We start from the raw sequence: 25,440 nt of genomic DNA, 5'->3' as shown, positions 1-25,440 counted from the left end.
ACATGGAACAGACCACCTATTTCGAGGACTACCTGATCGGTTCATCCCGCCTCACCAGCGGCCGCACCATCACCGAGACCGATTTCATCGTCCATGCCGGCCATACCGGCGATTTCTTTCCGCATCACATGGACGCCGAGTTCATGAAGACGACGTCCTTCGGCCAGCGCATCGCGCATGGCACGCTGGTGTTCTCGGTCGGCGTCGGGCTGACCGCGAGCGTGATCAACCCGGTCGCCTTCTCCTACGGCTACGACCGGCTGCGCTTCATCAAGCCGGTCTTCATCGGCGACACGATCCGCACGCGCACCACGATCGCCGCCAAGGAGGACGACCCGAAACGGCCAAATGCCGGGCGCGTCATCGAACGCGTCGAGGTTTTGAACCAGCGCGACGAGGTCGTGCTGGCGGCGGATCACATCTACATCGTCGAGCGACGGCCCGGCTGAAAGACGGAGACAAGAACATGGCTGATATCACAGGCAAGGTCGTGGTCGTCACGGCGGCCGCGCAGGGCATCGGACGGGCAAGCGCCCTGGCTTTCGCAAAGGCCGGCGCCATCGTCCACGCCACCGACATCAACGAGGCAGCCCTGGCCGAACTTGGCAAGACGCCCGGGATTGCGGCGCGAAAACTCGACGTGCTGAACGACGAGGCGGTGAAATCCGCCTTCGCCGAGATCGGCCGGGTCGACGCGCTGTTCAACTGCGCCGGCTTTGTCCATGCCGGCTCGATCCTGGAGATGAAGGACGAGGACCTCGACTTTGCCTTCAATCTCAATGTACGCGCCATGATCCGCACCATCCGCGCCGTGCTGCCCGGCATGCTGGAGCGCGGCGACGGCTCGATCATCAACATGGCGTCGGTGGCGGGCGCCCCGAAGGGCGTGCCGAACCGCTTCGCCTACGGCGTGACCAAGGCGGCCGTGATCGGCCTGACCAAATCGATCGCCGCCGACTACGTCGCTCGAGGAATCCGCTGCAACGCCATCTGCCCGGGCACCGTCGAGAGCCCCTCGCTTCACGGCCGCATGCAGGCGCAGGGCGACTATGAGGCGGCCCGCGCGGCTTTCATCGCCCGCCAGCCGATGGGCAGGATCGGCACGCCGGAGGAGATCGCAGATCTCGCCGTCTATCTGGCCGGCGCCACCTACACGACCGGGCAGGCCTATAACATCGACGGCGGCTGGTCGATCTGAGGCCGTTTCGGCCGCCAGTTGCGTTACGAGGCAGGCCAGCTAAGAGGCAGCAATGACGAAAATCACGGACCTCAGAACCTTCGACCTGCGCTTCCCGACATCGCAAAGCCTCGACGGCTCCGACGCGATGAATCCGGACCCGGACTATTCGGCCGCCTACGTCATCCTCGACACCGATGTCCCGTCGCTGAAAGGCCATGGCCTCACCTTCACCATCGGCCGTGGCAACGAGATCTGCTGCGCCGCGATCGAAGCGCTGCGCCACCTCGTCGTCGGGCTCGATCTCGACTGGGTGAAAGAGGATCCCGGCCGTTTCTGGCACCATGTGACCGGCGACAGCCAGTTGCGCTGGATCGGCCCGGACAAGGGCGCCATGCATCTTGCGGTCGGCGCCGCGGTCAACGCGGTCTGGGACCTGTGGGCCAAGGAGGCCGGCAAGCCGGTCTGGCGCCTGGTCGCCGAGATGAGCCCGGAAGAGATCGTGCGCATCGTCGATTTCCGCTACCTCACCGACGCCATCACACCGGCCGAAGCGCTGGCGATCCTGAAGAAGGCCGAGGCTGGCAAGGCCGAGCGCATCGCCATACTCGAGCGCGAGGGCTATGCCTGCTACACCACCTCGGCCGGCTGGCTCGGCTATCCCGACGACAAGCTCAGGCGTCTTTGCCAGGAGGCGATCGACGATGGATTCAACCACATCAAGCTGAAGGTTGGCCGCGACCGCGAAGACGATATCCGCCGTCTCAGGATCGCCCGCGAGGTCATCGGCCCGGACCGCTATCTGATGATCGATGCCAACCAGGTCTGGGAGGTCGACCAGGCGATCGACTGGCTCAAGGACCTCGCCTTCGCCAAGCCCTTCTTCATCGAGGAGCCGACCAGCCCGGACGACGTCGCCGGCCTTGCCAAGATCCGCAAGGCCGTCGCGCCGATCAAGGTCGCGACCGGCGAGATGTGCCAGAACCGCATCATGTTCAAGCAGTTCATCGCCGGCGGCGCTATCGACGTCGTGCAGATCGATTCCTGCCGCATGGGCGGGCTGAACGAGGTGCTGGCGGTGCTGCTGATCGCCGCCAAGTTCGGCCTGCCGGTCTGGCCGCATGCCGGCGGCGTCGGCCTGTGCGAATATGTCCAGCATCTCTCAATGATCGACTATGTGGCTGTGTCAGGCAGCAAGGACGGACGCGTCATCGAATATGTCGACCATCTGCACGAGCATTTCCTGGAGCCCTGCGTGATCCGCGACGCCGCCTACATGCCGCCGGCCGCACCTGGCTTCTCGATCGAGATGAAGCCGCAATCGATCGAGGATTATCTGCATCGGGCCTGAGACATGGCGCGGCCCGATTGCTTTCGGGCTTGCCTTCATCTGGATCTCGGCTCGAGGTCGATCGTCGTTCGACCTCGAGCCGAGTTGTCTATCCGGCGCTGACGGTCGGCGGCGTCTCCAACTGGTCGGCAACGGCCTGCCAGCAGTCGGCGAAATGGCCGTAGGCCGTCTTGATCTCGACGCCCACGGGAAGCTCGGGACATTCATTCTCGCCATTGCTGCCCCAGTTCACCCAGCCGGACTGGCGCCGCTGGACGATCTGGAAGGCGCCGGAAGGCTGCGATGTCCACCAGACCATGGCGCGGCCCGTGGCCGTGTCGAACTCCACCGTCTTATCGGCTGGGCCGGGAAATATCGTTTCGTGCTCGACCGCCGACACATCGACCGGCCGATCCGTCAGCACCCACTGGCGATCCGTGAGCTCGGCCTTCACATGCGATGCCGCGCGCACGCGCGCCAGTCGTTCACGAAGCTCGTCTTCGCCCAGCACGCCCTCCCACTGGCAGAACAGGCGCCAGTAGAGATCCCAATGGGCGGATTCGATGTCGCTGAGATTGGAACGGAATTCCTCGAACTTCCGGCTCTGGTTGGTCGAGCCGCTCACTGTTTCTGCGACCATGGCGACGAGTTCGCCGGCATAGGGGTCCCCCGCGCGGTAGCGCGTTCCGCCATAGGCGGCGAAGCGGTCGAAGACCAGCTTGCCCTTGCCGCCCTCGAACTCGTCGCCGACGGTGATCTTGTTGGTGACCGAGCGCCCGTTGATGACGGTCTGGAAGGGGTCGACCTGGTAGCGGCGCTGGAAGAAGGGCGTGCCGTGGGTAAAAACCCAGTCGATCGAGAAGCGCTTGCCCTTGAGCTCGTCAAGCAGCCCGTCCGGTATCGTGCCATGCATGCGGTAGTGGTGGAGGACTGGGCCGCGCTCCACCGTCTCGATCTCGACGGTCGTATGTTCGGGAGGGTTGATCAGCCCGTTCTCGGGCGTGAAGAAAGGCCCGTAAAAGCCGCCGATGGCATTGTTGCCGGAGGGAAGCAGCTCGAAATCGTCGGCCAAGGACCGGAAGTGGCGGATACCCCATTTGGAGGAGCCGAGACCCTGGGCGGTGCCGCGGCAGAGCTCGAGATCGAAGGCCCCGGTATCGAGACGGACGAAGCAGTCGGCCTCCTTGCCTTGCAGCACCGTGATGCCGGGAATGCAGGCTGAACCAGGCTCGCACGGTTCTTCCAGCGTCAGCCGCAACTGGCCGCTGAAGCTCACGGTCGCGATGAAACGCGTTTCGCCTGGCCTTCTGTCTTGCGTCAGGCGCTGGCAAAGCACCCGGTTGCTGGCGTCGTCGCGAGCCCACCAGAGGGCCTGCGGCAGGTCCCCAGCGACGGAAAAGACGATCGGTTCGCGCTCGCGATGGCCGGCAAGGGGATCCGTGATGGCGACGGCAAGGGTCATGGAGAATTCTTCCAATTCAGAGTGTGAGCGGGAAAGTGCGCGGCCGGCCGTGCCGGGCGCAGACGGCGGCACCTGAGCGGTTATTGGCCGGATGCGCCGGGCGGTCTGTTCCTGCGGAAGTGGAAAAGCCCCGGCCGCTGCTTCAGGCTGTCGATGGCAACGGCGAGGATGATCACCACGCCCTTGATCAGAAGCTGCGTGAAGAAGGGCACGTTGAGCAGGATCAGGCCGGTGCCCAGAACGCCGAGGATTACCGATCCGATCAGGGTGCCGACGATCCGGCCGCGGCCGCCGGCAAGGCTGGTGCCGCCGAGCACCACTGCCGCGATGGCATCGAGTTCATAGCCGGTGCCGGCTGTCGGCTGAGCCGAGATCACGCGGGCGGCGAAGATGACGCCCGCCAGGCCCGAACAAGCGCCCGCCAGCACATAGACGGACGTGACGACCCGCTTCACGCGCACGCCGGCGAGTTTCGCCGCCTCCGCGTTGCCGCCCACGGCATAGACGTGACGGCCGTAGCGCGTCCGTTCCAGGATGAACCAGACGATCAGGTAGACGACCGCCATCACGATGACCGGCATCGGGATGCCCCAGAGATACCCGTTGCCGATATCCTTGAAATTCAGCGAGCTGGAGACGATCGGCTGGCCTTTGGTGATGGTGTAGGCGAGGCCGCGCAAGAATGTCATCGTGCCCAGCGTAACGATGAACGGGGCAAGCGAAAGATAGGCCGTCAGCGCGCCATTGATCAGGCCGCAGGCCGCGCCGACGGCAAGGCCAATGCCGATGGCGGCGGGTGCCGGCACTCCAGCAATGGCGGCTATGACCGAAACCACGCCCGAAACGGCGACCATCGATCCGACGGACAAGTCGATGCCTCCGGTCAGGATGACGAGCGTCATTCCGGCCGCCAGGATGGCGTTCACCGATATGGAGCGCGCGATGTTGAGAAGATTGTCGACGCGGTTGAAGTTCGGCGCGATGGCCGACATCAGGATGATCAGCGCGACCAGCACCACGAGAATGCCGACCCGATCCCACCATTTGGCGAAATCGAACGGGGCGTGCTCGGCAGCGACCGCTTTTGCCTGGAGGATCTCGTCTCGAGCAGGGTTCATGGCTGCGCTCCTGTATGTCTGCTGCGGGTCGCGGTGCCCGTCGCGTGAAGCATCACTTCTTCTTCCGAGGTTTTTTCCGAAACCAGTTCCGAGACGATCCTGCCCTGGCGCATGACCAGCAGGCGGTCGCTTATGCCGATCGCCTCCGGCAGGTCCGACGATATGACGAGGATCGCCTTGCCGGCGCGCGCCAGCCGGTCGATCTCCTCGTAGATCTCGCGCTTTGCGCCGATGTCGACGCCGCGGGTGGGCTCGTCGAGGATCAGCACCCTGGAATCGCGAAGCAGCCACCGCGCCAGCGCCGCTTTCTGCTGGTTTCCTCCGGACAGCGCCTTCACCGGCAGCGCAAGCGCGTTGAGCCTGAGGCCCAGCCGCTTCATCTGCGCCAGAACCGCGTCGCGTCGCGCCGTCCGGTCGACGACGCCCGCCGTAACGAAGCGATCGAGCGAGCTGATCGCAATATTGTCTTCCACCGAATGCTCGAGGAACAGCCCTTGCTCTTTACGGTTTTCTGGCACCATGCCAATGCCGTCGGCGATCGCCTCGAACGGATCCGCCGGGCGGCTGTGGCGACCTCCGATGCGGACCGAACCGGCGGTGCGAGGGTCGGCACCGAACAGCAGGCGGCCGACTTCGGTCCTGCCGGACCCGATCAGGCCGGCCATGCAAACCACCTCTCCGGCGCGGACCGAGAGATCGACGGGGCCGACCCCCGTGCCCGTCATTCCCTCGACTTCGAGGATGGTGGCACCCGGCTCGCGTTTGTCATGGTGGTAGAGGTCGGCAACCTGACGGCCGACCATCATGCGGACCACGTCGGGCGGGCTGATCTCGGCTAAGGTTCCGGTCCCGACATAGCCGCCGTCGCGGAACACCGTGACGCGATCCGCCAACTGCCAGACCTCTTCCATGCGATGCGAAATGTAGATCAGGCCGACGCCCGCCGAGCGCATCTGGCCGATGATGCGATAAAGCTCCTGCGCCTCGGCCCGCGACAGCGCGGCGGTCGGTTCGTCGAGCACCAGCACGCGCGCGTTTTCGCTCACGGCGCGCGCGATCTCGACCATCTGCTGCATGCCGACGCTCAGCGAGCCGAGCGGCCGCCGCGGATCGATCGTGGAGTGAATGCGCGCCAGCTTCTGACGCGCCTGCTCATCCATGCGGCGGCGGTCGAGCATGCCCAGCCTGGTGCGCGGCTCGCGCCCGAGCGCCAGGTTCTCCGCGACCGTCATGTCGCGCACGGTGTTGAGTTCCTGGTGGATGATGGCGATGCCGTTGGCGGAGGCCTCGATCGGCGAACGGATCTCGACTTCGCGGCCGTCGATGAGGATGCGCCCTGCGTCGCGCTGGATGTTGCCGGCAAGGATCTTCATCAGCGTGGATTTGCCGGCGCCGTTCTCGCCCATCAGCGCGTGCACTTCGCCCGCTCTCAGGTCGAAACGGACCTTGTTCAGCGCCAGCGTGGCGCCGAAGCGCCTGGAAACGTCCTCGACGGCGAGCAGCGGAGGTTGGATGCTCATGGCAGCCTCATCGGATCTCTGGGCGGGGAGCGGCGCAAGGCCGCTCCCCGCGGGCTGGCCTGGGAGATTTACCAGCCCGGATACTGGCCAACATTGTCGCGGGTGACCAGCACGCTCTCGATCAGGATCGTCTTGTCCTGCGGCGCCTTGCCGGCAACCATGTCCTGCGCGACCTTGACCGCCTGACGCACCATCTCGGCCGGGTTCTGCGTGGCCGAGCCGATGAACGGCGACCCGTCCCGCTTCAGTTCGGCGACCGCTTCGGGGCTGCCGTCCACGCCGGTGACCTTGATCTGGCTTGCTTTGCCGGCTTGCTCGACCGCGAGCACGGCGCCGAGCGCGGACGGGTCGTTCATGCCGAAGATGCCGGTGACGTCCGGGTTGGCCGTCAGCATGTCGGTCGTCACGGCGAGCCCGGAAGCACGGTCGTTCTTCGAGGCCTGCTGGCCGACGATCTTGATGTCCGGGAACTTCTTGGCCACCGTCTTGCAGCCATTGATGCGGTCGATGATCGTCTGGATCGGGGTGCCGTCCACCAGCAGCACCTGGCCCTTTCTGCCCATCTGCTGGAACAGGTATTCGCAGGATTTCTCGCCCGCCTGCACCGCATTGGTCATGATCACCGCGTCGGCGCCGTGCGCAGGAGTGTCGACGGCGATGACGATGATGCCGGCCTCCTTGGCGCGCAGGATGGCCGGTTCGATGCCCGCCTCATCCACCGCCGAGATGACGATCAGATTGACCCCTTGCTGGATGAAGGCGTCGATCTGGGTGTTCTGGTTGGCGAGGTCGAGCTGCGCGTCCTGCACGTTGACGGAAGCGCCGATCTGCTTGGCGGCGTCCTGGGCCCCCTTCGTCATGGCGGAGAAGAACGGGTTGGACATATCCTGCACCATCAGGCCGATCTTCTCGATCTTGCTGGGAAGCTTGCTTTCGGCCGTGGCCGGAACGGCTCCAAATGCCAGGCCGAACGCCAGGAGCGATGTGGCGGTAATTAACCGCAGGGTGGTCTTTGCTGTCATGTTTATCCTCCTTGTTGTTCGCCGCCGTGATGTGACGGCAATTCGTTTTCTCGACTGTCGAACCGCGAGCATCACCGCGGCCAGATCCCGGCTTCCGAGCTGCCTAATCGTTTAGGTTCAAGCACAAGATAATCCGGTCATTGTCCTTCCATTCCTTGTGTCGCTAGGCAGCCTGCGAGGCGACGGGGCCTCGTGCGTGCACGCCGTCCCTCGAACAGCCGCAGGAACAGCGGATGATCAGCCGCGCTGGCACGCGCTGCTGGTCCTCGGGAAGATAGAGGGGCGTCGGCGCCTCGCCCTTCTTCTCGGCTTCGACCTGCTTGTCGATGATCCTGCGCAGGGTCATCGCGGCAAGCAGGCCGATCTGTTCGCTGTGCTCGTTCAGCACCGTCATCGGCGGATCGGTAAGTTCCGACCAGGCGAATTCGTCATAGGCGACCACCGCCAATTCATCCGGAATGGCGATGCGCCTCTCGGCGGCAAGCTTCATGGAGCCGAGCAGCAGCGGATTGTTGCCCGCGATCAGCGCGCGCGGAATCCTGCCACTGGCATCAATATGGCGCGCCAGCGTGCTGTAACCGGACGCTGCGTCGTTCTCCGATTCCAGCACCACCAGGTCGGCGCCGTGGATCCGCGCCGCCTCCCTTATGCCGCGCTCGCGGTCGAACCGCGTCGACCATTTCGACGGATAGACCAGGAACAGCCAGTCCTTGTAGCCATGGTCGGCAAGATGTTTGCCTACCATCAGGCTGGCATTGTAGTTGTCGGTGGTCACGCTTGGGATGTGCGCGGCCTCTGCCGGCGGCGAGGAATCGACGAAGACCAGCGGGATGTCCCAGCGTTCGAGCAGCCGCGCGTTGTCTGCCGTCAAGGTCAATGTCGAAATCACGCCGGCGGTCCGCGACTCGATGAGGCGGCGTATCATCCGATCCTCGAGGCGGGCGTCATAGGCGCCGTTGACCGCGACGTCGCCGACGACCACGGTCCAGGCGGACGGCTCGAGCGCTTGCTGTATGCCCGCCATCAGGTCGAGATAGTAGGAGTTGGAGGTGCTTGCGGTGATGACGGCAACTGAATCGCGGCTGGCGCGGCGCAATTCCTGAGCGGCGCGGTTGAGCACATAGCCGAGATCGCTGGCGGCTTTCAGCACCTGCTCGCGGCTGGCCTCGGACACGCCATCCGCTCCGCTGAGTGCGCGCGATACGGTGAACAAAGACAGGCCTGTGGCGCGGCTGATGTCGCGCATTGTCGATCTTGCCAAGGGTCGAAACCTCCCTCGTCGAGGTCAGCCGAAGCTTTTACCTAAACGTTTAGGGTTGTTTGTAGTCGGTGTTCCAGGCGTTGTCAATCCAGCCTCTCAATCCATCACGGTGAGGATACTTCTAGCGCGCGACCGGACCGCCGCGAATCGGCTATGCATCGCCGATGCAGGAAACTTCCCTCTACGAGCCGGTGAAGCGGTTCCTCGAGAGCATGGATTTCGCCGTCAAGGGCGAGATCGGCGGCTGCGACGTGGTCGGCGTGCGCACCGGTGAGCCGGATGTCGTCGTCATCTGCGAGCTCAAGCTGCAATTCAACCTCGAGCTCGTCCTGCAGGCCGTCGACCGCGCGGCGGCCTGTGACGAGGTATGGCTGGCTGCTTTGATGTCGGCGCGCGGCAAGGGCCGGGAGCACGACCGCCGCTTCCGCGCGCTCTGCCGTCGTCTAGGTTTCGGCCTATTGGGCGTCGGCAAGAAGGGCGAGGTGGAACTGCTGCTCAGTCCCGCCGCCTTGCCGCCGCGCCGCGACCCCAGGCGGCGCTCGCGCCTGGTCGAGGAGCATCACCGCCGCAAGGGCGATCCGTCCATCGGCGGCAGCACGCGCAAGAAGCCGATCATGACCGCTTACCGCCAGGAGGCGCTGGCCTGCGCCGCCGCCATGGCCGACGGTCCGAAGCGGCCGCGCGACCTCAAGACCCTTTCGCCGCGCGCCGCCAGCATTCTTTTGCATAACTACTACGGCTGGTTCGCCAGGGCCGAGCGCGGTGTCTACGCGCTGACCGAAGCCGGTCTCGCCGCCATCGGACCTTTGCCGGCGACGTTATAGGCAATCGAGTGCGAAATAATTTGCCGGCTTACCACTCGGCGAACGAGCCGTCCTTGTGGCGCCAGACCGGGTTGCGCCAGCGATGCCCTTCCTTGGCACGCTCCTTCACATAGTCTTCGTCGATCTCGACTCCCAGGCCCGGACCGTCGGGAATGGCAACATAGCCGTCCTCATAGCGGAACACGTCCTTGTTGGCGGCGTAGTCGAGCAGGTCGTTGCCGGCATTGTAATGGATGCCCAGGCTCTGCTCCTGGATGAAGCAGTTGTAGCTCACGGCGTCGAGCTGCAGGCATGCGGCAAGCGCGATGGGTCCCAGCGGACAATGCGGCGCCACCGCCACGTCATAGGCTTCCGCCATCGCCGCGATCTTGCGGCATTCGGTGATGCCGCCGGCATGCGACAGATCGGGCTGGATGATGTCGACGACCGCCTCCTCGAACACAGATTTGAAGTCCCAGCGGCTATAGAGCCGTTCGCCGAGCGCGATCGGCGTCGAGCCGAGCGCGGCGATCTCCTTCAGCGCCTCGCGGTTCTCGCTCAGCACCGGCTCCTCGATGAACATCAGCCGGTATGGCTCCAGTTCCTTGACCAGCATACGCGCCATCGGCCGGTGCACCCGGCCGTGGAAATCGACGGCGATGCCGATATTGGGGCCCACCGCCTCGCGCACCATGGCAACCCGCTCGACCGCGGCATCGATCCTGTCATGGCTGTCGACGATCTGCAGTTCCTCGGTGCCGTTCATCTTGAGCGCCTGGAAGCCGCGCGCCACCACATCCCTGGCGCCGGCCGCCACTTCCGCCGGCCGGTCGCCGCCGATCCAGGAATAGACCTTGATCGTCTCGCGCAGCTTGCCGCCAAGCAGTTCATGCACCGGCACGCCGAGCGCCTTGCCCTTGATGTCCCACAGCGCCTGGTCGATGCCGGCGATCGCGCTCATAAGGATCGGCCCGCCGCGATAGAAGCCGCCGCGATGCATCACCGTCCAGTGATCCTCGATCAGGCGCGGATCCTTGCCGATCAGATAATCGGCCAGTTCCTTGACCGCCGCCTCGACCGTCAGCGCCTTGCCTTCGACCACCGGCTCGCCCCAGCCGCTGATGCCGGCATCGGTCTCGATCTTGAGGAACAGCCAGCGCGGCGGAACGATGTAGGTGGTCAAGGCGGTGATTTTCATGCGGGCAAGCTTGTCTCAGTTGTTCTTGAGTTTCTTGGCGCTGACGAGGTCGCGCGCCGCCAGGTGGAGAATTCTGTTTGCCGCGTCGCGCGCCGCTTCGGCGTCGCGCATGCGCAGCGCCTCCACCACTTCGCGGTGCGCCGCCACCGCTTCCATGCGCCGGTCGAGCGAAATGGTCGCCGTCGCTTCCAGCGAGAATTTCAGCCCGGTGTCGATCAGGTTGCCGATCTGCCGGAAGATCGGGTTGTGGCTGGCGGCATAGAGGATCTGGTGGAAGGCGATGTCGCTGCGCGAGAAGGCGACGGGGTCCTCGCCGGCGCCGGCCATGCCGCGCCATGCCGCCTCCAGGTCGGCGATCTCCTGCAGCGTCGCGCGCGCGGCGGCGAGCTCGGCGACCAGAGGCTCGATGGCGCGGCGGGTTTCGAGGATCGCGTCGAACAGCTTGTCGTCCAGGGCGTGCGGCGCATGCCAGGCAAGCACTTGCGGATCGATGATGTTCCAGTTGTCCTGGTCGCAGACCACCGTGCCGATGCGCGGCCTGGAAAGCACGAGGCCCTTGGCCGCCAGCACTTTCAGCGCTTCGCGGATCACGGTGCGGCTGACGCCATATTCGACGCCGAGGTCGTTCTCGGTCGGCAGTGACGAACCGGCCGGATAGCGGCCCGAGAAGATGTCGGAGGCCAGCGCCTTCGTCACATCCGGCATGACGCGCGGGCGACGTGCCGTCTCGCGTGCATCCGTCGCCTCGTCAGCCTTCTTCGGTGTCTCGTTCACCTCAGCCCCTCCTCCAAGGCAGCGAACCCTGGTTGCGCGCGCCCGGCCCGGCCTTAGCGGATACCGGTGATTTGCGCCAGCGCTACTGATCTGACTATTTAAATCATTTATCATACCAGATCAATTGACGTGTATGATGAAATTGACTAGAGACGGGAAACCCGGGCTCGATGCCCGGCCGTTCACTGGGAGGTAAACATGCGACTTTTGAAAACCGCGCTCGTCGCGGGCGCTCTCGCCGTCTTGTCGGTCACGACAATCGCGTCTGCCTATGCGCAGGACACCAAGATCGGCTTCATCGTCAAACAGCCCGAGGAGCCCTGGTTCCAGGACGAATGGAAATTCGCGGACCAGGCTGCCAAGGAAAAGGGCTTCACCCTCGTCAAGATCGGCGCCGAGGACGGCGAGAAGCTGATGTCGGCGATCGACAATCTCGGCGCCCAGGGCGCGCAAGGTTTCGTCGTCTGCACCCCGGATGTGAAGCTCGGCCCGGGCATCATCGCCAAGGCGGCCGCCAACAATCTGAAGCTGATGACGGTGGACGATCGCCTCGTCGGCGCCGACGGCAAGCCGCTGGAAGACGTGCCGCATATGGGCATCTCCGCCACCAAAATCGGCGAGGCCGTTGGTCAGGCCATCATCGACCAGATGAAGGCGCGCGGCTGGAAGATGGACGAGGTCGGCGCGATCCGCGTCTCCTACGACCAGCTGCCGACCGCCGTCGACCGCGTCGAAGGCGCGATTTCGGTGCTGAAGGCCGCCGGCTTCAAGGCCGAGAACATCTTCGACGCGCCGCAGGCCAAGACCGACACCGAAGCCGCGCTCAACGCCGCGACCGTGGTGCTCAATGCCCATGCCGACATCAAGAAGTGGATCGCCTTCGGCCTCAACGACGAGGCGGTGCTCGGCGCCGTTCGCGCGTCCGAAAGCGTCGGCATCCCGGCCGACGGCATGATCGGCGTCGGCATCGGCGGCGCGGAATCGGCGATCAACGAGTTCAAGAAGCCCACCGCTACCGGTTTCGTCGGCACGGTGATCATCTCGCCCAAGCGCCACGGCTACGAGACGGCGCTGAACATGTATGACTGGATCACCAACAACAAGGAGCCGGCGAAGCTGACGCTGACCGCCGGCGCGCTCGCCAAGCGCGACGACTACCAGAAGGTGCGCAAGGACCTCGGCATCGAATAGTCCTCCCTGTACAAACAGGCGGCGGCCCGCGTCGCCGCCTGTTTGGTCTGACCCGGCAAGGGTAGCGCACAAGGATCTGAGCGGTGTCCTTTCTCGAATTCTCCAACATCACCAAGACCTATCCGGGCGTCAGGGCTCTGTCCGACGTGTCGTTCGGTGTCGAAAAGGGCGCCGTGCACGGATTGATGGGCGAGAATGGCGCCGGCAAATCCACCCTCATCAAGATCCTGTCCGGCGACCAGCATGCCGATGCCGGCGCAATAAGCATCGACGGCAAGGTCCAGGCCTATGCCTCGACCAGGAACGCCTTCGACAACGGCGTCATCGTCATCCATCAGGAATTGCAGTTGGTGCCCGAGCTGACCGTCGCCGAAAATCTCAGCCTTGGCCGGTTTCCAGCGAGCGCAGGCGTCATCGCCCGCCGCCGTATGCTCGACGATGTCGGCGCCAAGCTGAAATCGGCCGGCATCGACATCGACATGCGCCGCAAGGTCAAGACGCTCTCGATCGGCGAACGCCAGATGGTCGAGATCGCCAAGGCGGTGATGCTGGACGCCCGCGTCATCGCGCTCGACGAGCCGACCTCGTCGCTGTCCTCGCGCGAAAGCGAGATCCTGTTCGCTCTGATCGACCGGCTGCGCGGCGAGGGCAAGGTCATCATCTATGTCTCGCACCGGCTCGACGAGGTGTTCCGGCTCTGCGACAGCCTGACGGTGCTGCGCGACGGCAAGCTCGCCGCGCACCACGCATCGCTCGAAGGTGTCACGCGCGATCAGGTCGTTGCCGAAATGGTCGGCCGCGAGATCTCCGACATATGGGGTTTTCGGCCGCGCAAGGCGGGAAAGGTCCGCCTCAAGGTCGACAATCTGAGCGGCGCCAGGTTGCGGACGCCGGCAAGCTTCGAAGCCCGCGCCGGAGAGATCGTCGGCTTCTTCGGCCTGATCGGCGCCGGGCGCTCGGAGTTGATGCGGCTGGTCTTCGGCGCCGATCCGCGCTCGGGCGGCGCGATCGCCGTCGACGACAAGGCGATTGCCGCCGCCAGCCCGCATGACGCGATCAGGGCGGGCATCGTGCTCTGCTCCGAGGACCGCAAGCATGACGGCATCATCCAGGGCCGCTCGATCGAGGAGAACATCAACATCTCGTCCAGGCGCCATCACACGCGCTTTGGCGTGCTGAGCCGCGCCAACGAGATCGCGACGGCCGAGACCTTCATCAAGAAGCTCAAGGTGCGCACGCCGTCCCGCAGGCAGGACATCGTCAACCTGTCCGGCGGCAACCAGCAGAAGGTGATCCTCGGCCGATGGCTGTCCGAGCAGGGCATAGGTGTTTTGATCGTCGACGAGCCGACGCGCGGCATCGATGTCGGCGCCAAGTCGGAAATCTACGAGCTGCTCTACCAGCTCGCCGAGGACGGCATGGCGATCGTCGTCGTCTCCTCGGAGCTGCCGGAAGTGATGGGCATTTGCGACCGCATCCTGGTGATGTGCGGCGGACGCATCAGCGCCGAACTCACGCGCGACCAGTTCGCCGAAAAGGCGATCCTGGCCGCGGCCCTTCCCGACAAGAAAACCCCCGACGCGATCGCATCCTGAGGACACCCGCCATGACCGACCGGTTGAAGAAGATACTGCTCGGCGAGCAGGGCCTCGTCGTCATCTTCATCGTCGCCTTCGCGCTGGTGTCGCTGCTGGTGCCGAACTTCCTCACCGACCGCAACATGCTGGGCCTGCTGCAATCGGTGGTCACCGTCGGCATCGTTGCCTGCACGATGATGTTCTGCCTCGCCGCGCGCGACTTCGACCTGTCGGTCGGCTCCATCGTCGCCTTTGCCGGCATGGTCGCGGTGATGGCCTCGAACTACACCGGCTCGATCCTGCTCGGCCTCATCGCGGCCATCGCCTGCGGCGCCGTAGTCGGCTGGGTCAATGGCGTCGTCATCGCCAAATTCCGCATCAACGCCCTCATCACCACCCTGGCCACCATGCAGATCGTGCGCGGCTTCGCGCTGATCTCGTCGGACGGCCGCGCCGTCGGCATCAACAGCCCTGACTTCTATCAGTTGGCCCTGTCGAAGCTACTCGGCATCCCGATGCCGATCTGGGTGCTTGCGGTGCTCTTCGCCATTTTCGGCTTCGTGCTCAACAGCACCGTCTTCGGCAAGAACACGCTGGCCATCGGCGGCAATCCGGAAGCCTCGCGCCTCGCCGGCGTCAATGTCGACAGGACGCGCATCTGGATCTTCACGCTGCAGGGCGTGGTCTGCGGCATTGCCGGTATCCTGCTCGCTTCGCGCATCACCTCTGGTCAGCCCAACGCCGCGGTCGGCCTCGAGCTGTCGGTGATCTCGGCCTGCGTGCTCGGCGGCGTCTCGCTGGCTGGCGGCCGCGCCACGATGTCGGGCGTCATCGTCGGCGTTTTGATCATGGGCATCGCCGAGAACGCGATGAACCTGCTCAACATCCCGGCCTTCTACCAATATATCGTCAGGGGTGTGATCCTGCTTCTGGCGGTCCTGCTCGACAATCTGCGGTCGTCGGCATTGGGCCGGCGCTGAGCCGGCATGTCGATGTCGGGCCGATGCGGCTGAAGGATCGCCATGGCCGTCTTCGACTGGAGTGACGACGATGACTGAGCGCCTTGCAGGCAAACGCATCTTTCTGACCGGCGCCGCCCAGGGCATCGGGCTCGCCATCGCCGAAGCCTGCCTGGCCGAGGGGGCGAGCCTGTTCATGATCGATCGCGACGGCGAGCTCCTGGACAGGGCCGCCTCCGGCCTGTCGGCGCCGCGCGGTCGTCTCGGGCACTGCCGGGCCGATATAACCGATGCCGCGGCGATCGCGTCGGCCGTCGGCCGCGCGGGCGAGGAAATCGGGCCGGTCAACGCGCTGATCAACAACGCGGGGATGAATGTCTTCTCGACGCCGCTCGAGGCGAGCGAAGAGGAGTGGAACCGCAATTTCGACGTCAACGTCAAAGGCGCCTGGAATTGCAGCAAGGCGGTGCTGCCGGGCATGCTGGCAAGCGGCCGCGGGGCGATCCTGAACATCGCCTCGACGCACAGCTTCACCATCATTCCGCATACCTTCCCCTATCCCGTCGCCAAGCACGCGCTGCTCGGCCTGACCAGATCGCTGGCGCTCGAATATGCAGGCCAGGGCGTGCGCGTGAACGCGCTGGCGCCGGGTTATGTCGAGACGCAGAAGGCCCTCGACTACTGGAACAGCTTTCCGGACCCTGTCGCCGCGCGCGCCAACACCATGGCGCTGCACCCCGGCGGCCGCATCGCCACTGCGCGCGAGATCGCGCTCGCCGCGGTGTTCATGATTTCCGACGAGTGCCTGTTCATGAACGCGGCCTGCCTCGTCGTCGATGGCGGGCTGAGCCAGCTCCAGCATCCGGCCTGAACATCGCCGAGGACCGACCATGACCAAGAGACGATCGCAGCACTGGTTCGGCGGGCTCGGCAAGGACGCCTTCATCCATCGCAGCTGGATGAAGAACAACGGCCTGCCGGACGATGCTTTCGACGGCCGGCCGGTGATCGGCATCTGCAACACCTTCTCCGAATTCACGCCCTGCCACGTGCATTTCCGCGGCCTGGTCGAGCACATCAAGGCCGGCGTGCTGGAAGCCGGCGGCCTGCCGCTGGAGTTTCCGGTGTTCTCCTGCGGCGAATCCAATCTGCGGCCGACGGCCATGCTGTTCCGCAATCTTGCCTCGATGGATGTCGAGGAGGCGATTCGCGGCAATCCGATGGACGGCGTCGTGCTGATGGCGGGCTGCGACAAGACCACACCGTCTCTGGTGATGGGCGCGGCCTCCTGCGACCTGCCCGCCATCGTGATTTCCGGCGGGCCTATGCTCAACGGCCGGTTCCAGGGCCGTGAGATCGGCTCCGGCACCGACGTGTGGAAATTTTCAGAGGATGTGCGGGCCGGGGTGATGAGCGCGCAGGATTTCGCCAGCGCCGAGAGCGCCATGTCGCGCTCGCCCGGCCATTGCATGACCATGGGCACGGCCTCGACCATGGCCTCGATGGTCGAGGCGCTTGGCCTGGCACTGCCCGGCAACGCGGCCTATCCGGCGGTCGACGCGCGCCGCAGCCGTATCGCCCGCATGACCGGGCGGCGCATTGTCGAGATGGTCAACGAGGATTTGCGGCCGTCGGCGATCCTCAACAAGCAGGCCTTCGCCAATGCCATACGCGTCAATGGCGCGATTGGCGGCTCGACCAACGCCGTCGTGCATCTGCTCGCCATCGCCGGCCGGGTTGGCGCCGAGCTCAGCCTCGACGATTGGGACAGATACGGCCGCGATGTACCGACCATCCTCGACCTGATGCCGTCGGGCCGCTTCCTCATGGAGGATTTCTGCTATGCCGGCGGCATCCCGGCTGTGATGAAGGAGATCGCCGACCTGCTCGATCTCGACGCGCTGACGGTCACCGGCAAAAGCGTGCGGAACAATATCGCCGATGCCCGGAATTACAATCCGGAAGTGATCCGCCCGCGCGACAAGGCGCTCACGCCGCATGGCGGCATCGCGGTGCTGCGCGGCAATTTGGCGCCGGCGGGCGCCATCATCAAACCGTCGGCCGCATCGCCCGCCTTGATGAGGCATCGCGGCCGCGCCGTCGTTTTCGAAGACATCGACGACTACAGGGCGCGCATCGACGACCCGGGGCTCGATATCGACGAGACGTCGGTCATGGTGCTGAAGAATTGCGGCCCCAAGGGCTATCCCGGCATGGCCGAGGTCGGCAACATGGCGCTGCCGCGGAAGCTCTTGCAAAAGGGCGTGCGCGACATGGTCCGCATTTCCGACGCCCGCATGTCCGGCACCGCTTTCGGCACGGTTGTGCTGCATGCGGCCCCCGAAGCCGCCGTCGGCGGCCCGCTGGCACTGGTCAGAAGCGGCGACATCGTCGAGCTCGATGTCGAGGCAAGAAGGCTGCATCTCGAGGTTTCGGAAGAAGAATTGGCTCGACGTCGGCAATCCTGGCGGCCGCCCGAACCGGCGATGCGCGGCGGCTATCAGGGCCTCTATGTCGATCATGTCCTGCAGGCGGACCGTGGCGCCGACCTCGATTTCCTCGTCGGCAGCCGCGGTCACGCCGTTCCGCGCGAAAGCCATTGAGGGCGAGCGCGATGGCCCAATTCGCGCCGGATCAGATCCATGGCATCCACGCCATTCTCTACGCGCTGTTCGACAGCCAGGTCTTCGTCATGCAGGGCATCGAGAACCTGATCTGCTACGGCAAGCGCCTTGTTCGGCGCCCGTGCCGGCGTCCCGATATTTGACCGCGCGCCGGCGATGCGGCCGTGCGCAGCCGGCCTGGCGATGGTGGAGCGCTTCGCGTCCCGTCTGGGCAGTTATCCGCCCTGACGCCAATACCCTGGCGCATGAATCCAAACGATCACATGCCGGGCGGCACAGGATCGCCCGATCAGCGACCTGTCGGTGGATCAGAAACGCTCCCGATAATCGCGCGGGTTGGTGCCGAGGACGCGTAGAAAGCCGCGCCGCATCGTTTCCTCGGAGCCGAAACCGCAGCGCCGCGCCGTTTGGCTGACCGTTTGCCCCCGCTCCAGCATCCGCCGCGCCGCCTCAATCCGGATTTCTTCGATCGCGCGGGCGGGTGTGCGCCCCGTTGCCTCCTGATAGTGCCGCGAGAAACTGCGCCGGCTCATATTCGCGTGTTCGGCCAGCTGCTCCAGCGACAGGTCGCCGCTCAGATTGTCGAGGATCCAGCCATGCAGCCGGTCGAAGCGCCCGTCCCCCTCTTGCAACTTGAGGGTCTGGCTGAACTGCGCCTGACCGCCGGGTCGTTTCAGGAAAACGACCAGCTCGCGTGCCACGGCGAGTGCCATGCGCCGGCCGAGGTCGGCCTCGACGAAGGACAGCGCGAGATCGATGCCGGCCGTCACCCCGGCCGAGGTCCAGACATTGCCGTCGCGAATGAAGATCGGGTCGGGTTCGAGCCGAACCGCCGGAAAGCGCTTGGCGAACTCCGCGCAGCGGCCCCAATGGGTAACCGCGCGGCGGCCGTCGAGCAGGCCTGCCTGAGCCAAAAGCATCGCGCCGCTGCAGACCGAAGCCGTCCGCGTCGCATCGCGCGAGCGGCCGACGATCCACTGGACGAGCTCGGGATCCTCGCAGGCCGCGTTGACGCCCCAGCCGCCAGGCACGATCAGCGTATCGACCGCGAGCCCCTGCGCCGGCAGCGCCGCCGCCTCAAGCGCCAGACCGGACGATGTCCTGATCCGCGGCGAGGCGGCGACGACGACGGGCTCATAGGCGGCCGGCTCGCCGGCCTGCGTCCTGAAGTCGTTGGCGCTGGCAAAAACCTGAAGCGGTCCGCTGACATCGAGGAGCTGGATGTCGGGATAAGCGAGGATTTCGATGCGGCGCATGGGAATGGCCTGAAACGAGGGATGAATGGCAATCGTGCCAAAGCATGATTCCGTAGATTGCCAGAAGTCAACCCACGGAGATTCCCATGTCCCTTCGTTTCGGCATCCTCGTCTTCCCCAACGTCCAGCAACTCGACCTCACCGGGCCTTATGAGGTTATGGCAACGGTCAAGGGCGCTGAGGTGGAACTGATCTGGAAGGATCGCAATCCGGTGATGTCCTCGACGCGTCTGTCGCTCACGCCGACGGCGACCTTCGAAGACTGCCCGCCTCTTGACGTGCTGTGCATGCCAGGCGGCGGCGGCGTCAACGCGCTGCTGGAGGACAGGGCGGTTCTCGACTTCGTCTGGGAGCGCGCGGCGCAGGCGCGCTACATCACCTCGGTGTGCAGCGGCGCCCTGGTGCTTGGCGCGGCCGGATTGCTCAAGGGCAAGCGCGCCACCACGCACTGGTATGCGCATGATTTCCTTGAAGAGTTCGGCGCGATTCCTGTCGATGCGCGGATTGTCGAGGACGGCAAGCTGATCACCGCCGGCGGCGTCACCTCCGGCATCGATTTCGGCCTGGCGCTGGTCGCAAGGCTGCTCGGCCAGGCCGAAGCGGAAATCGTGCAACTCTCGCTCGAATACGCGCCGGCGCCTCCCTTCCGGTCAGGCACGCCCGCCGAGGCTTCGCCCGCTGTCCTGACGGAAGCAAAGGAGCGGCTCTCGGGTTCGCGGCGGGTTCGCGAGGAAATGTTCGCGCGCTGGCGCGAAGAGCGCGCGGCGGCCACGCCGGCGCGCGTCCGCGCCTGAAAACGACAGGCCGGTCGGATGGCGCAAATTTGCGCCGTTCGGCCCGACCTCGTTTCCACTGTTGACACGTCTCGCCACTTGTGCAGAAATTGGTTGGACCATTGAACCACTTTAGGCTCAGCCGGCGTGACCGATTTCCTGCCCCCCATCCAGACCACGGCCCGCGATGACGCGGTGCTGAAGGCGTTGGCGGGGTTCGTGCGGCAGGAGGCTCTTGGCCCGGGTGAAAAACTGCCGACGGAGCGCATCCTGGCGGAACGCCTCAAGGTCAGTCGCAACACGGTGCGCGAGGCCCTGACCCGCTGGGAGGGGCTCGGGCTCGTCGAACGGCGGCAGGGCTCGGGCACCTATCTCAAGGCCGCCGTCTCGCCCGACATGCTGCACATGCCGCTGACATTGGCCGGCGGCAGCGATTTCGCCGGCCTGATGGCGACGCTGGAAATCCGACGCGCGCTGGAGGCGGAGGCGGCGGCACTTTGCGCCATTCGCGCGGGCAAGGCCGAGATCGCCGAGATCGAGCGCAAGCTCGACCTCATGGAAGAGGCCTTCCGCACCCGCGCCGGCATGTCCTCGGACGAGGACTGGGAATTCCACCAGGCGGTCTTCCGCGCCTCCGGCAACCCGCTGTTCGAGCAGATCATCGCCGCCATGTACGAGATGTTCCACCGCTTCTGGGAGCATCCGCTCGGCGTGCGCGACTTCGGCCATGCCAGCTTCCCCTATCACCGCACCATCTTCGACCGCATCGCCGCGCATGATCCCGACGGCGCTCGCGCCGAGGCGCTGAAGCTCATCGCCACCGTCGAGGACGATCTGAAACGCGGTGCCGCCAACCTCAAACTTTCGGACCGCAGATGAACGAGCAGCCCAACACCTTCGATCCGGCCTCGATGGCCAGCGATTATCTCGGCGAGGCGGCGACGCTTCTGGCGCATGACGATCCGTTCCCCGGCGGCGCGGTGGTGCCGCCGATCTACCAGACGTCGCTGTTCACCTTCGCCAATTACGCCGACATGGCCGACACCTTTGCTGGTCGAAGAAAGCAGCCGATCTACTCGCGCGGCGACAACCCGACCGTGATGGAGTTCGAGGCGCGGGTCGCGGCGCTCGAAGGCGCCGAGGCCGCGCGCGGCTTTTCCAGCGGCATGGCGGCTATCAGCGCCACGGTGCTCGCCTTCGTCGGCGCCGGCGAGCGCATGGTCGCCGTACGCAACTGCTATGGCGACGCCTACCGGCTGTTCGAGCGGCTGTTCCCGCGCTTGCACATCAAGGTCGACTATGTCGACGGCGCCGATCCCGATGCGGTCGCCGCAGCCCTTCCCGGCGCCAAGCTGCTCTATCTCGAAAGCCCGACCTCGATGATGTTCGAGCTGCAGGACCTGGAGCACCTGACGCGGCTGGCGAAGGAGCAGGGCATCGTCACCACCATCGACAATTCCTGGGCGACGCCCGTCTTCCAGAAGCCGATCTCGCATGGCGTCGACCTGGTGCTGCACTCGGCCTCCAAATATCTGAGCGGCCACAGCGATACCGTCGCCGGCGTGGTGGCGGGTTCTGCCGCCCACATCAAGCACATCAACGAGCAGACCTATTCCCAGCTTGGCGGCAAGCTGTCGCCCTTCGAAGGCTGGCTCTTGTTGCGCGGGCTGCGCACCTTGCCGCTGCGCCTGCCACATCACATGAAGAGCGGGCTCACCATTGCCGAGCGGCTCAAGGCGCATGGCAAGGTCGAGCGGGTCAATCACCCCGCTTATTCCAACCACCCCGGCAAGAAGACGCTTGCCGGCTATGCCGGCCTGTTCTCCTTCGAGGTCACCGAGGATGTCGATATCCCGGCCTTCGTCGATGCGCTGAAATTCTTCCGCATCGGCGTCAGCTGGGGTGGCCATGAAAGCCTGGTCGTGCCGGCAAAGGCCTCGCTCGAGCAGACGCCGGGCATCAATTCGATGGCGCGCTTCGGCGTCAGCCCCCGAACCATCCGCTTCAATGTCGGATTGGAAAATGTCGAGGATCTCTGGGCGGACATCGTCCAGGCCTTCGACAAGTCAAAAAAATAAACGGATCGAAAATGGGAGTCCTGAAGATGAAAAGACTGACCTTCATGCTTGCCGCAGCGGCCGGCCTGGCGATTTCCGCCAGCGGCGCGATGGCCGACACCACCATCAAGCTGGTCGAGGTCATCACCAGCCCGCCGCGCACCGAATTCCTGAAGAAGCAGATCGCCGAATTCGAAAGCGCCAATCCAGGCATCAAGGTGGAGGTGGTTTCGCTGCCCTGGGGCCAGGCCTTCGAAAAGTTCCTCACCATGGTGCAGGCCGGCGATACCCCTGATGTCGTCGAGATGCCTGAGCGCTGGATGGGCCTCTACGCCAACAACGCCCAGCTCGAGGATCTCGGCCCCTATATGGCCAAATGGGACGACGCCAAGACGCTGGGCGACCGCGCCAAGCAGTTCGGCTCGACCGTCAACAACACCCAGTTCATGATCCCCTACGGCTATTATGTGAATGCGCTGTTCTGGAACAAGAAGCTGTTCAAGGAAGCCGGCCTCGACGGCCCGCCGGCGACGCTCGACGATTTCGTCGCGGATTCCAAGAAGATCTCGGCCATCCCCGGCAAATACGGCTACTGCCTGCGCGGCGGCCCGGGCGCCTTCAACGGCATGCACATGTTCATGAACATCGCCGACGGCAAGGGCGGCTACTTCAACGAGGACGGCACCTCGACCATCAACGATGAAGGTTCGGTCAAGGGCCTGCAGATGCTGGCCGACATGTACAAGAACGGCCTGGCGCCGAAGGACGCCGTGAGCTGGGGCTTCAACGAAACGGTGACGGGCTTCTATTCCGGCACCTGCGCCATGCTGAACCAGGATCCGGACGCCTTGCTCGGCATCGCCGACAAGATGAGCGCCGACGACTTCGCCGTGGCTCCGCTTCCCGTCGGCCCGAGCGGCAAGTCCTATCCGACGCTGGGCTATGCCGGTTGGGCGATGTTCGCCAATTCCCAGCACAAGGATGAGGCCTGGAAGCTGATGGCCACACTTCTGTCGCCCAAGGACAATCTGGAATGGGCCAAGGAGGTGGGCGTCGTGCCGATCCACAACGGCGCCGACCAGGACGCTCATTTCAAGACCGAGCAGTTCAAGGGCTGGTTCACCGAGCTCAGCGACAGCTCCAAGTACGAAATGGTGACGCCGCCGACCCATCTGGAGAACCTTGGCAACTTCGTCGACCAGGTGGCGATCAAGAATTTTCAGGAAGTGCTGCTCGGCCAGAAGCCGGCCAAGCAGGTGGCCGACGAATGGGCCGCGTTCCTGACCAAGGAGCAGCAGGCCTGGCTGGCCAAGAACAAGAAGTGACGCCTCCTCTTCCTTCTCCCCGTTTACGGGGAGAAGGTGTCACCCGATGCATGTCGCCCAAAAGTGCTTAGCGGTTTTGGGACAACGTCATGCACAGATAAGTGACGGATGAGGGACCGCGCTGACTTCTGAAAGGTTCGCGCCGCCCCTCATCTGCCTGCCGGCATCTTCTCCCCGTTGAACGGGGAGAAGGACGCTGTCGCCATCGCCAGAATTCACCCTCCACCGTAGAGCCACGTAATGACCTACGCAGTGTCCGAAATCCGATCCGCTGCCCCGCCGCGAAAGCAACGGCTGAGCAAGGCCGCGATCGAGCCATGGCTCTATCTATCGCCGGCTATTGTCCTCTTGGTCGTGGTGCTTCTGGTGCCGCTGATCATCGGCATCAGCTATTCCGTCCGCAAATTCTCGGCCTTCAAGTCCGAATATGTCGGCCTCGGCCAGTACCAGGCGATGCTCTCCGACCAGGTGCTCGGCCAGGCGCTGATCAACACACTGTGGTGGACGGTCGCCAGCCTGTTCTTCCAGTTCTTCCTGGGGCTGGGTCTGGCGTTGCTGCTCGACAAGCCGTTCTATGGCCGCAAGGTGGTCCAGGCGGTGGTGTTCCTGCCCTGGGCGGTGCCGTCTTTTCTTTCGGGCCTCACCTGGGCCTGGCTGTTCAACCCGATCATCGGGCCGCTGCCGCACTGGCTTTTCGCGCTGGGCTTAAAGGCCGAGCCGACCAATGTGCTGTCCGACCCCGCCACCGCCATGTGGGGGCCGATCGTCGCCAACATCTGGTTCGGCATTCCCTTCTTCGCCATCACGCTGCTGGCCGCGCTGAAGTCGATCCCGTCCGAATTGCATGAGGCGGCGGCCATCGATGGCGCCTCGCCGTGGCAGCGCTTCACCAAGGTGACGCTGCCCTTCCTGGCGCCGACCATCGTCATCACCGTCATGCTGCGCACCATCTGGATAGCCACCTTCGCCGACCTGATCTTTGTCATGACCGAGGGCGGGCCTGCCGGCTCGACCAGCACGGTGCCGGTCTACATCTATGTCAGCGCCTTCAAGTCGCTCGACAAGGGCTACGCTTCGGCGGTCGCTGTGCTGCTTCTGGTGCTGCTCATTGCCTATGCGATCGGGCTGATCGCCATCCGCCGCACGCTGGTGAGGCACGTCTGATGATCGCCGGTCGCTCCACATCATCGCGCATCGTCGGCGGCATCGGGCTTTACCTGGCCATTGCGGCATTTGTGATCTTCGCGCTGTTCCCGATCTTCTGGACGCTGAAGATCTCGGTGACGCCCGAGCGCCTGCTCTATTCGGAAGGCATCACCTTCTGGCCGTCGCAGACGACTTTTCAGAATTTCGTCACCGTGCTCGAGGCCTCCGACTTTCCGCGCTATTTTCTGAACAGCGTCATCGTCTCGGTGTCGACGGCGGCATTTGTCACCGTCATCGCCACGCTTGCCGGCTACGCCATGTCGCGCTTCACCTTCCGCGGCAAGGCGACGCTGGCGATCCTGTTGCTTCTCACCCAGACCTTCCCGCTGGTCATGGTCATCCCGCCGATCTACCGCATCATGGGCGATATCGGCCTGACCAACAGCCTGATCGGACTGATCATCATCTACACCGCCTTCAACACCGCCTTCGCCACCTTCCTGATGCAGTCCTTCTTCGATGGCATCCCGAGGGATCTCGAGGAGGCGGCGATGATCGATGGCTGCACCCGCGCCCAGGCGATGCGCCGGGTGATCGTGCCGCTGACCTTGCCCGGCATGGGCGCCACGCTCGGCTTCGTCTTCACCGCCGCCTGGAGCGAATTGCTGTTCGCGCTGATGTTGATCTCCAGCGACGAGCAGAAGACTTTTGCGGTTGGGCTGCTCACCTTCATCGGCAAGTTCGCCGTCGACTGGGGGCAGATGATGGCGGCCTCGATCCTGGCGCTGATCCCGGTCTGCGTCTTCTTCGCCTTCCTGCAACGCTATCTCGTCACCGGCCTCACCGCCGGCGCGGTCAAAGGATAAA

24 protein-coding genes are annotated in these 25,440 nt (G+C 64.7%); 16 read left to right on the top strand and 8 right to left on the bottom strand.

Features of this window, described 5'->3' with window-relative positions; translation table 11 throughout:
• Window positions 1-2 precede the first annotated feature (2 nt).
• The 3 genes from AC0YKC_RS04030 to AC0YKC_RS04020 are packed head-to-tail and all read left to right on the top strand — an operon-like array spanning window position 3 to window position 2,528.
• Window positions 3-449 (top strand): MaoC/PaaZ C-terminal domain-containing protein, encoded by a 447-nt coding sequence (locus AC0YKC_RS04030; protein ID WP_434724958.1) that lies wholly within the window; start codon window positions 3-5, stop codon window positions 447-449.
• A gap of 17 nt (window positions 450-466) precedes the next feature.
• Window positions 467-1,198: an SDR family oxidoreductase gene (locus AC0YKC_RS04025; RefSeq protein WP_434724959.1), complete on the top strand. Its 732-nt coding sequence runs from the start codon at window positions 467-469 to the stop codon at window positions 1,196-1,198.
• A 52-nt stretch (window positions 1,199-1,250) separates the two neighbouring features.
• Complete coding sequence (locus AC0YKC_RS04020; protein ID WP_488510220.1) at window positions 1,251-2,528, top strand: L-fuconate dehydratase; 1,278 nt, start codon at window positions 1,251-1,253, stop codon at window positions 2,526-2,528.
• 88 nt (window positions 2,529-2,616) lie between these two features.
• Here the strand turns inward: AC0YKC_RS04020 and AC0YKC_RS04015 are convergent, their stop codons facing one another.
• The 5 genes from AC0YKC_RS04015 to AC0YKC_RS03995 form a co-directional block, all read right to left on the bottom strand.
• The gene (locus tag AC0YKC_RS04015) at window positions 2,617-3,969 is read right to left on the bottom strand and encodes a hypothetical protein (RefSeq protein WP_488510219.1); all 1,353 of its coding nucleotides are present in this window, start codon (window positions 3,967-3,969) and stop codon (window positions 2,617-2,619) included.
• A gap of 80 nt (window positions 3,970-4,049) precedes the next feature.
• A complete protein-coding gene (locus AC0YKC_RS04010) occupies window positions 4,050-5,087 on the bottom strand; it encodes an ABC transporter permease subunit (protein WP_434724962.1) in 1,038 nt (345 codons plus the stop codon).
• Complete coding sequence (locus tag AC0YKC_RS04005) at window positions 5,084-6,607, bottom strand: sugar ABC transporter ATP-binding protein (protein WP_434724963.1); 1,524 nt, start codon at window positions 6,605-6,607, stop codon at window positions 5,084-5,086. The genes AC0YKC_RS04010 and AC0YKC_RS04005 overlap by 4 nt, the downstream gene beginning before the upstream one ends.
• Window positions 6,608-6,675: 68 nt before the next feature.
• Complete coding sequence (locus tag AC0YKC_RS04000; RefSeq protein ID WP_434724964.1) at window positions 6,676-7,629, bottom strand: ABC transporter substrate-binding protein; 954 nt, start codon at window positions 7,627-7,629, stop codon at window positions 6,676-6,678.
• 163 nt (window positions 7,630-7,792) lie between these two features.
• The gene (locus tag AC0YKC_RS03995; protein WP_434724965.1) at window positions 7,793-8,890 is read right to left on the bottom strand and encodes a LacI family DNA-binding transcriptional regulator; all 1,098 of its coding nucleotides are present in this window, start codon (window positions 8,888-8,890) and stop codon (window positions 7,793-7,795) included.
• A 164-nt stretch (window positions 8,891-9,054) separates the two neighbouring features.
• On the opposite strand from AC0YKC_RS03995, the gene AC0YKC_RS03990 reads away from it, so the two are divergent.
• Entirely contained in the window at window positions 9,055-9,714 is a 660-nt protein-coding gene (locus AC0YKC_RS03990; protein ID WP_320294246.1) for a DUF2161 domain-containing phosphodiesterase, read from the top strand.
• A gap of 28 nt (window positions 9,715-9,742) precedes the next feature.
• Here AC0YKC_RS03990 and dgoD read toward each other — a convergent pair whose 3' ends face one another.
• Both dgoD and AC0YKC_RS03980 read right to left on the bottom strand, forming a co-directional pair.
• Window positions 9,743-10,891 carry a galactonate dehydratase gene (dgoD, locus tag AC0YKC_RS03985; protein WP_434724967.1) on the bottom strand — a complete coding sequence of 383 codons (1,149 nt, stop codon included), beginning with the start codon at window positions 10,889-10,891 and terminating at the stop codon, window positions 9,743-9,745.
• Between the two features lie 15 nt (window positions 10,892-10,906).
• Window positions 10,907-11,596: a FadR/GntR family transcriptional regulator gene (locus AC0YKC_RS03980; RefSeq protein ID WP_488510315.1), complete on the bottom strand. Its 690-nt coding sequence runs from the start codon at window positions 11,594-11,596 to the stop codon at window positions 10,907-10,909.
• Between the two features lie 267 nt (window positions 11,597-11,863).
• On the opposite strand from AC0YKC_RS03980, the gene AC0YKC_RS03975 reads away from it, so the two are divergent.
• From AC0YKC_RS03975 to AC0YKC_RS03950, 6 genes are all read left to right on the top strand, one after another.
• Window positions 11,864-12,856: an arabinose ABC transporter substrate-binding protein gene (locus AC0YKC_RS03975; RefSeq protein ID WP_488510218.1), complete on the top strand. Its 993-nt coding sequence runs from the start codon at window positions 11,864-11,866 to the stop codon at window positions 12,854-12,856.
• Window positions 12,857-12,939: 83 nt separating this feature from the next.
• Entirely contained in the window at window positions 12,940-14,451 is a 1,512-nt protein-coding gene (araG, locus tag AC0YKC_RS03970) for an L-arabinose ABC transporter ATP-binding protein AraG (protein WP_488510217.1), read from the top strand.
• A gap of 11 nt (window positions 14,452-14,462) precedes the next feature.
• Window positions 14,463-15,413: an L-arabinose ABC transporter permease AraH gene (gene araH / locus AC0YKC_RS03965; protein ID WP_488510216.1), complete on the top strand. Its 951-nt coding sequence runs from the start codon at window positions 14,463-14,465 to the stop codon at window positions 15,411-15,413.
• Between the two features lie 70 nt (window positions 15,414-15,483).
• Complete coding sequence (locus tag AC0YKC_RS03960) at window positions 15,484-16,263, top strand: SDR family oxidoreductase (RefSeq protein WP_488510215.1); 780 nt, start codon at window positions 15,484-15,486, stop codon at window positions 16,261-16,263.
• Window positions 16,264-16,282: 19 nt separating this feature from the next.
• Window positions 16,283-17,995 carry an L-arabinonate dehydratase gene (gene araD / locus AC0YKC_RS03955; RefSeq protein WP_434724971.1) on the top strand — a complete coding sequence of 571 codons (1,713 nt, stop codon included), beginning with the start codon at window positions 16,283-16,285 and terminating at the stop codon, window positions 17,993-17,995.
• 11 nt (window positions 17,996-18,006) lie between these two features.
• Window positions 18,007-18,159 carry a hypothetical protein gene (locus AC0YKC_RS03950; RefSeq protein WP_320294252.1) on the top strand — a complete coding sequence of 51 codons (153 nt, stop codon included), beginning with the start codon at window positions 18,007-18,009 and terminating at the stop codon, window positions 18,157-18,159.
• A 165-nt stretch (window positions 18,160-18,324) separates the two neighbouring features.
• Here AC0YKC_RS03950 and AC0YKC_RS03945 read toward each other — a convergent pair whose 3' ends face one another.
• Window positions 18,325-19,272 carry a GlxA family transcriptional regulator gene (locus AC0YKC_RS03945; RefSeq protein WP_488510214.1) on the bottom strand — a complete coding sequence of 316 codons (948 nt, stop codon included), beginning with the start codon at window positions 19,270-19,272 and terminating at the stop codon, window positions 18,325-18,327.
• Window positions 19,273-19,358: 86 nt separating this feature from the next.
• Here AC0YKC_RS03945 and AC0YKC_RS03940 point away from each other — a divergent pair, with 86 nt between their 5' ends.
• From AC0YKC_RS03940 to AC0YKC_RS03915, 6 genes are all read left to right on the top strand, one after another.
• On the top strand, window positions 19,359-20,066 hold the full coding sequence (locus AC0YKC_RS03940; RefSeq protein ID WP_488510213.1) for a DJ-1/PfpI family protein: 708 nt from the start codon (window positions 19,359-19,361) through the stop codon (window positions 20,064-20,066).
• A gap of 126 nt (window positions 20,067-20,192) precedes the next feature.
• On the top strand, window positions 20,193-20,924 hold the full coding sequence (locus AC0YKC_RS03935; RefSeq protein ID WP_488510212.1) for a FadR/GntR family transcriptional regulator: 732 nt from the start codon (window positions 20,193-20,195) through the stop codon (window positions 20,922-20,924).
• Window positions 20,921-22,123, top strand: coding sequence for a PLP-dependent transferase (locus AC0YKC_RS03930; protein WP_488510211.1), 1,203 nt, complete (start codon window positions 20,921-20,923; stop codon window positions 22,121-22,123). The genes AC0YKC_RS03935 and AC0YKC_RS03930 overlap by 4 nt, the downstream gene beginning before the upstream one ends.
• 26 nt (window positions 22,124-22,149) lie before the next feature.
• On the top strand, window positions 22,150-23,427 hold the full coding sequence (locus AC0YKC_RS03925; RefSeq protein WP_320294257.1) for an ABC transporter substrate-binding protein: 1,278 nt from the start codon (window positions 22,150-22,152) through the stop codon (window positions 23,425-23,427).
• Window positions 23,428-23,667: 240 nt separating this feature from the next.
• Complete coding sequence (locus tag AC0YKC_RS03920; protein WP_488510210.1) at window positions 23,668-24,591, top strand: carbohydrate ABC transporter permease; 924 nt, start codon at window positions 23,668-23,670, stop codon at window positions 24,589-24,591.
• The gene (locus AC0YKC_RS03915; protein WP_320294259.1) at window positions 24,591-25,439 is read left to right on the top strand and encodes a carbohydrate ABC transporter permease; all 849 of its coding nucleotides are present in this window, start codon (window positions 24,591-24,593) and stop codon (window positions 25,437-25,439) included. The genes AC0YKC_RS03920 and AC0YKC_RS03915 overlap by 1 nt, the downstream gene beginning before the upstream one ends.
• Window position 25,440 lies beyond the last annotated feature (1 nt).

The organism is Mesorhizobium sp. CNPSo 4661, from assembly GCF_057784215.1.
This window is presented reverse-complemented; position numbering and strand designations above follow the sequence as displayed.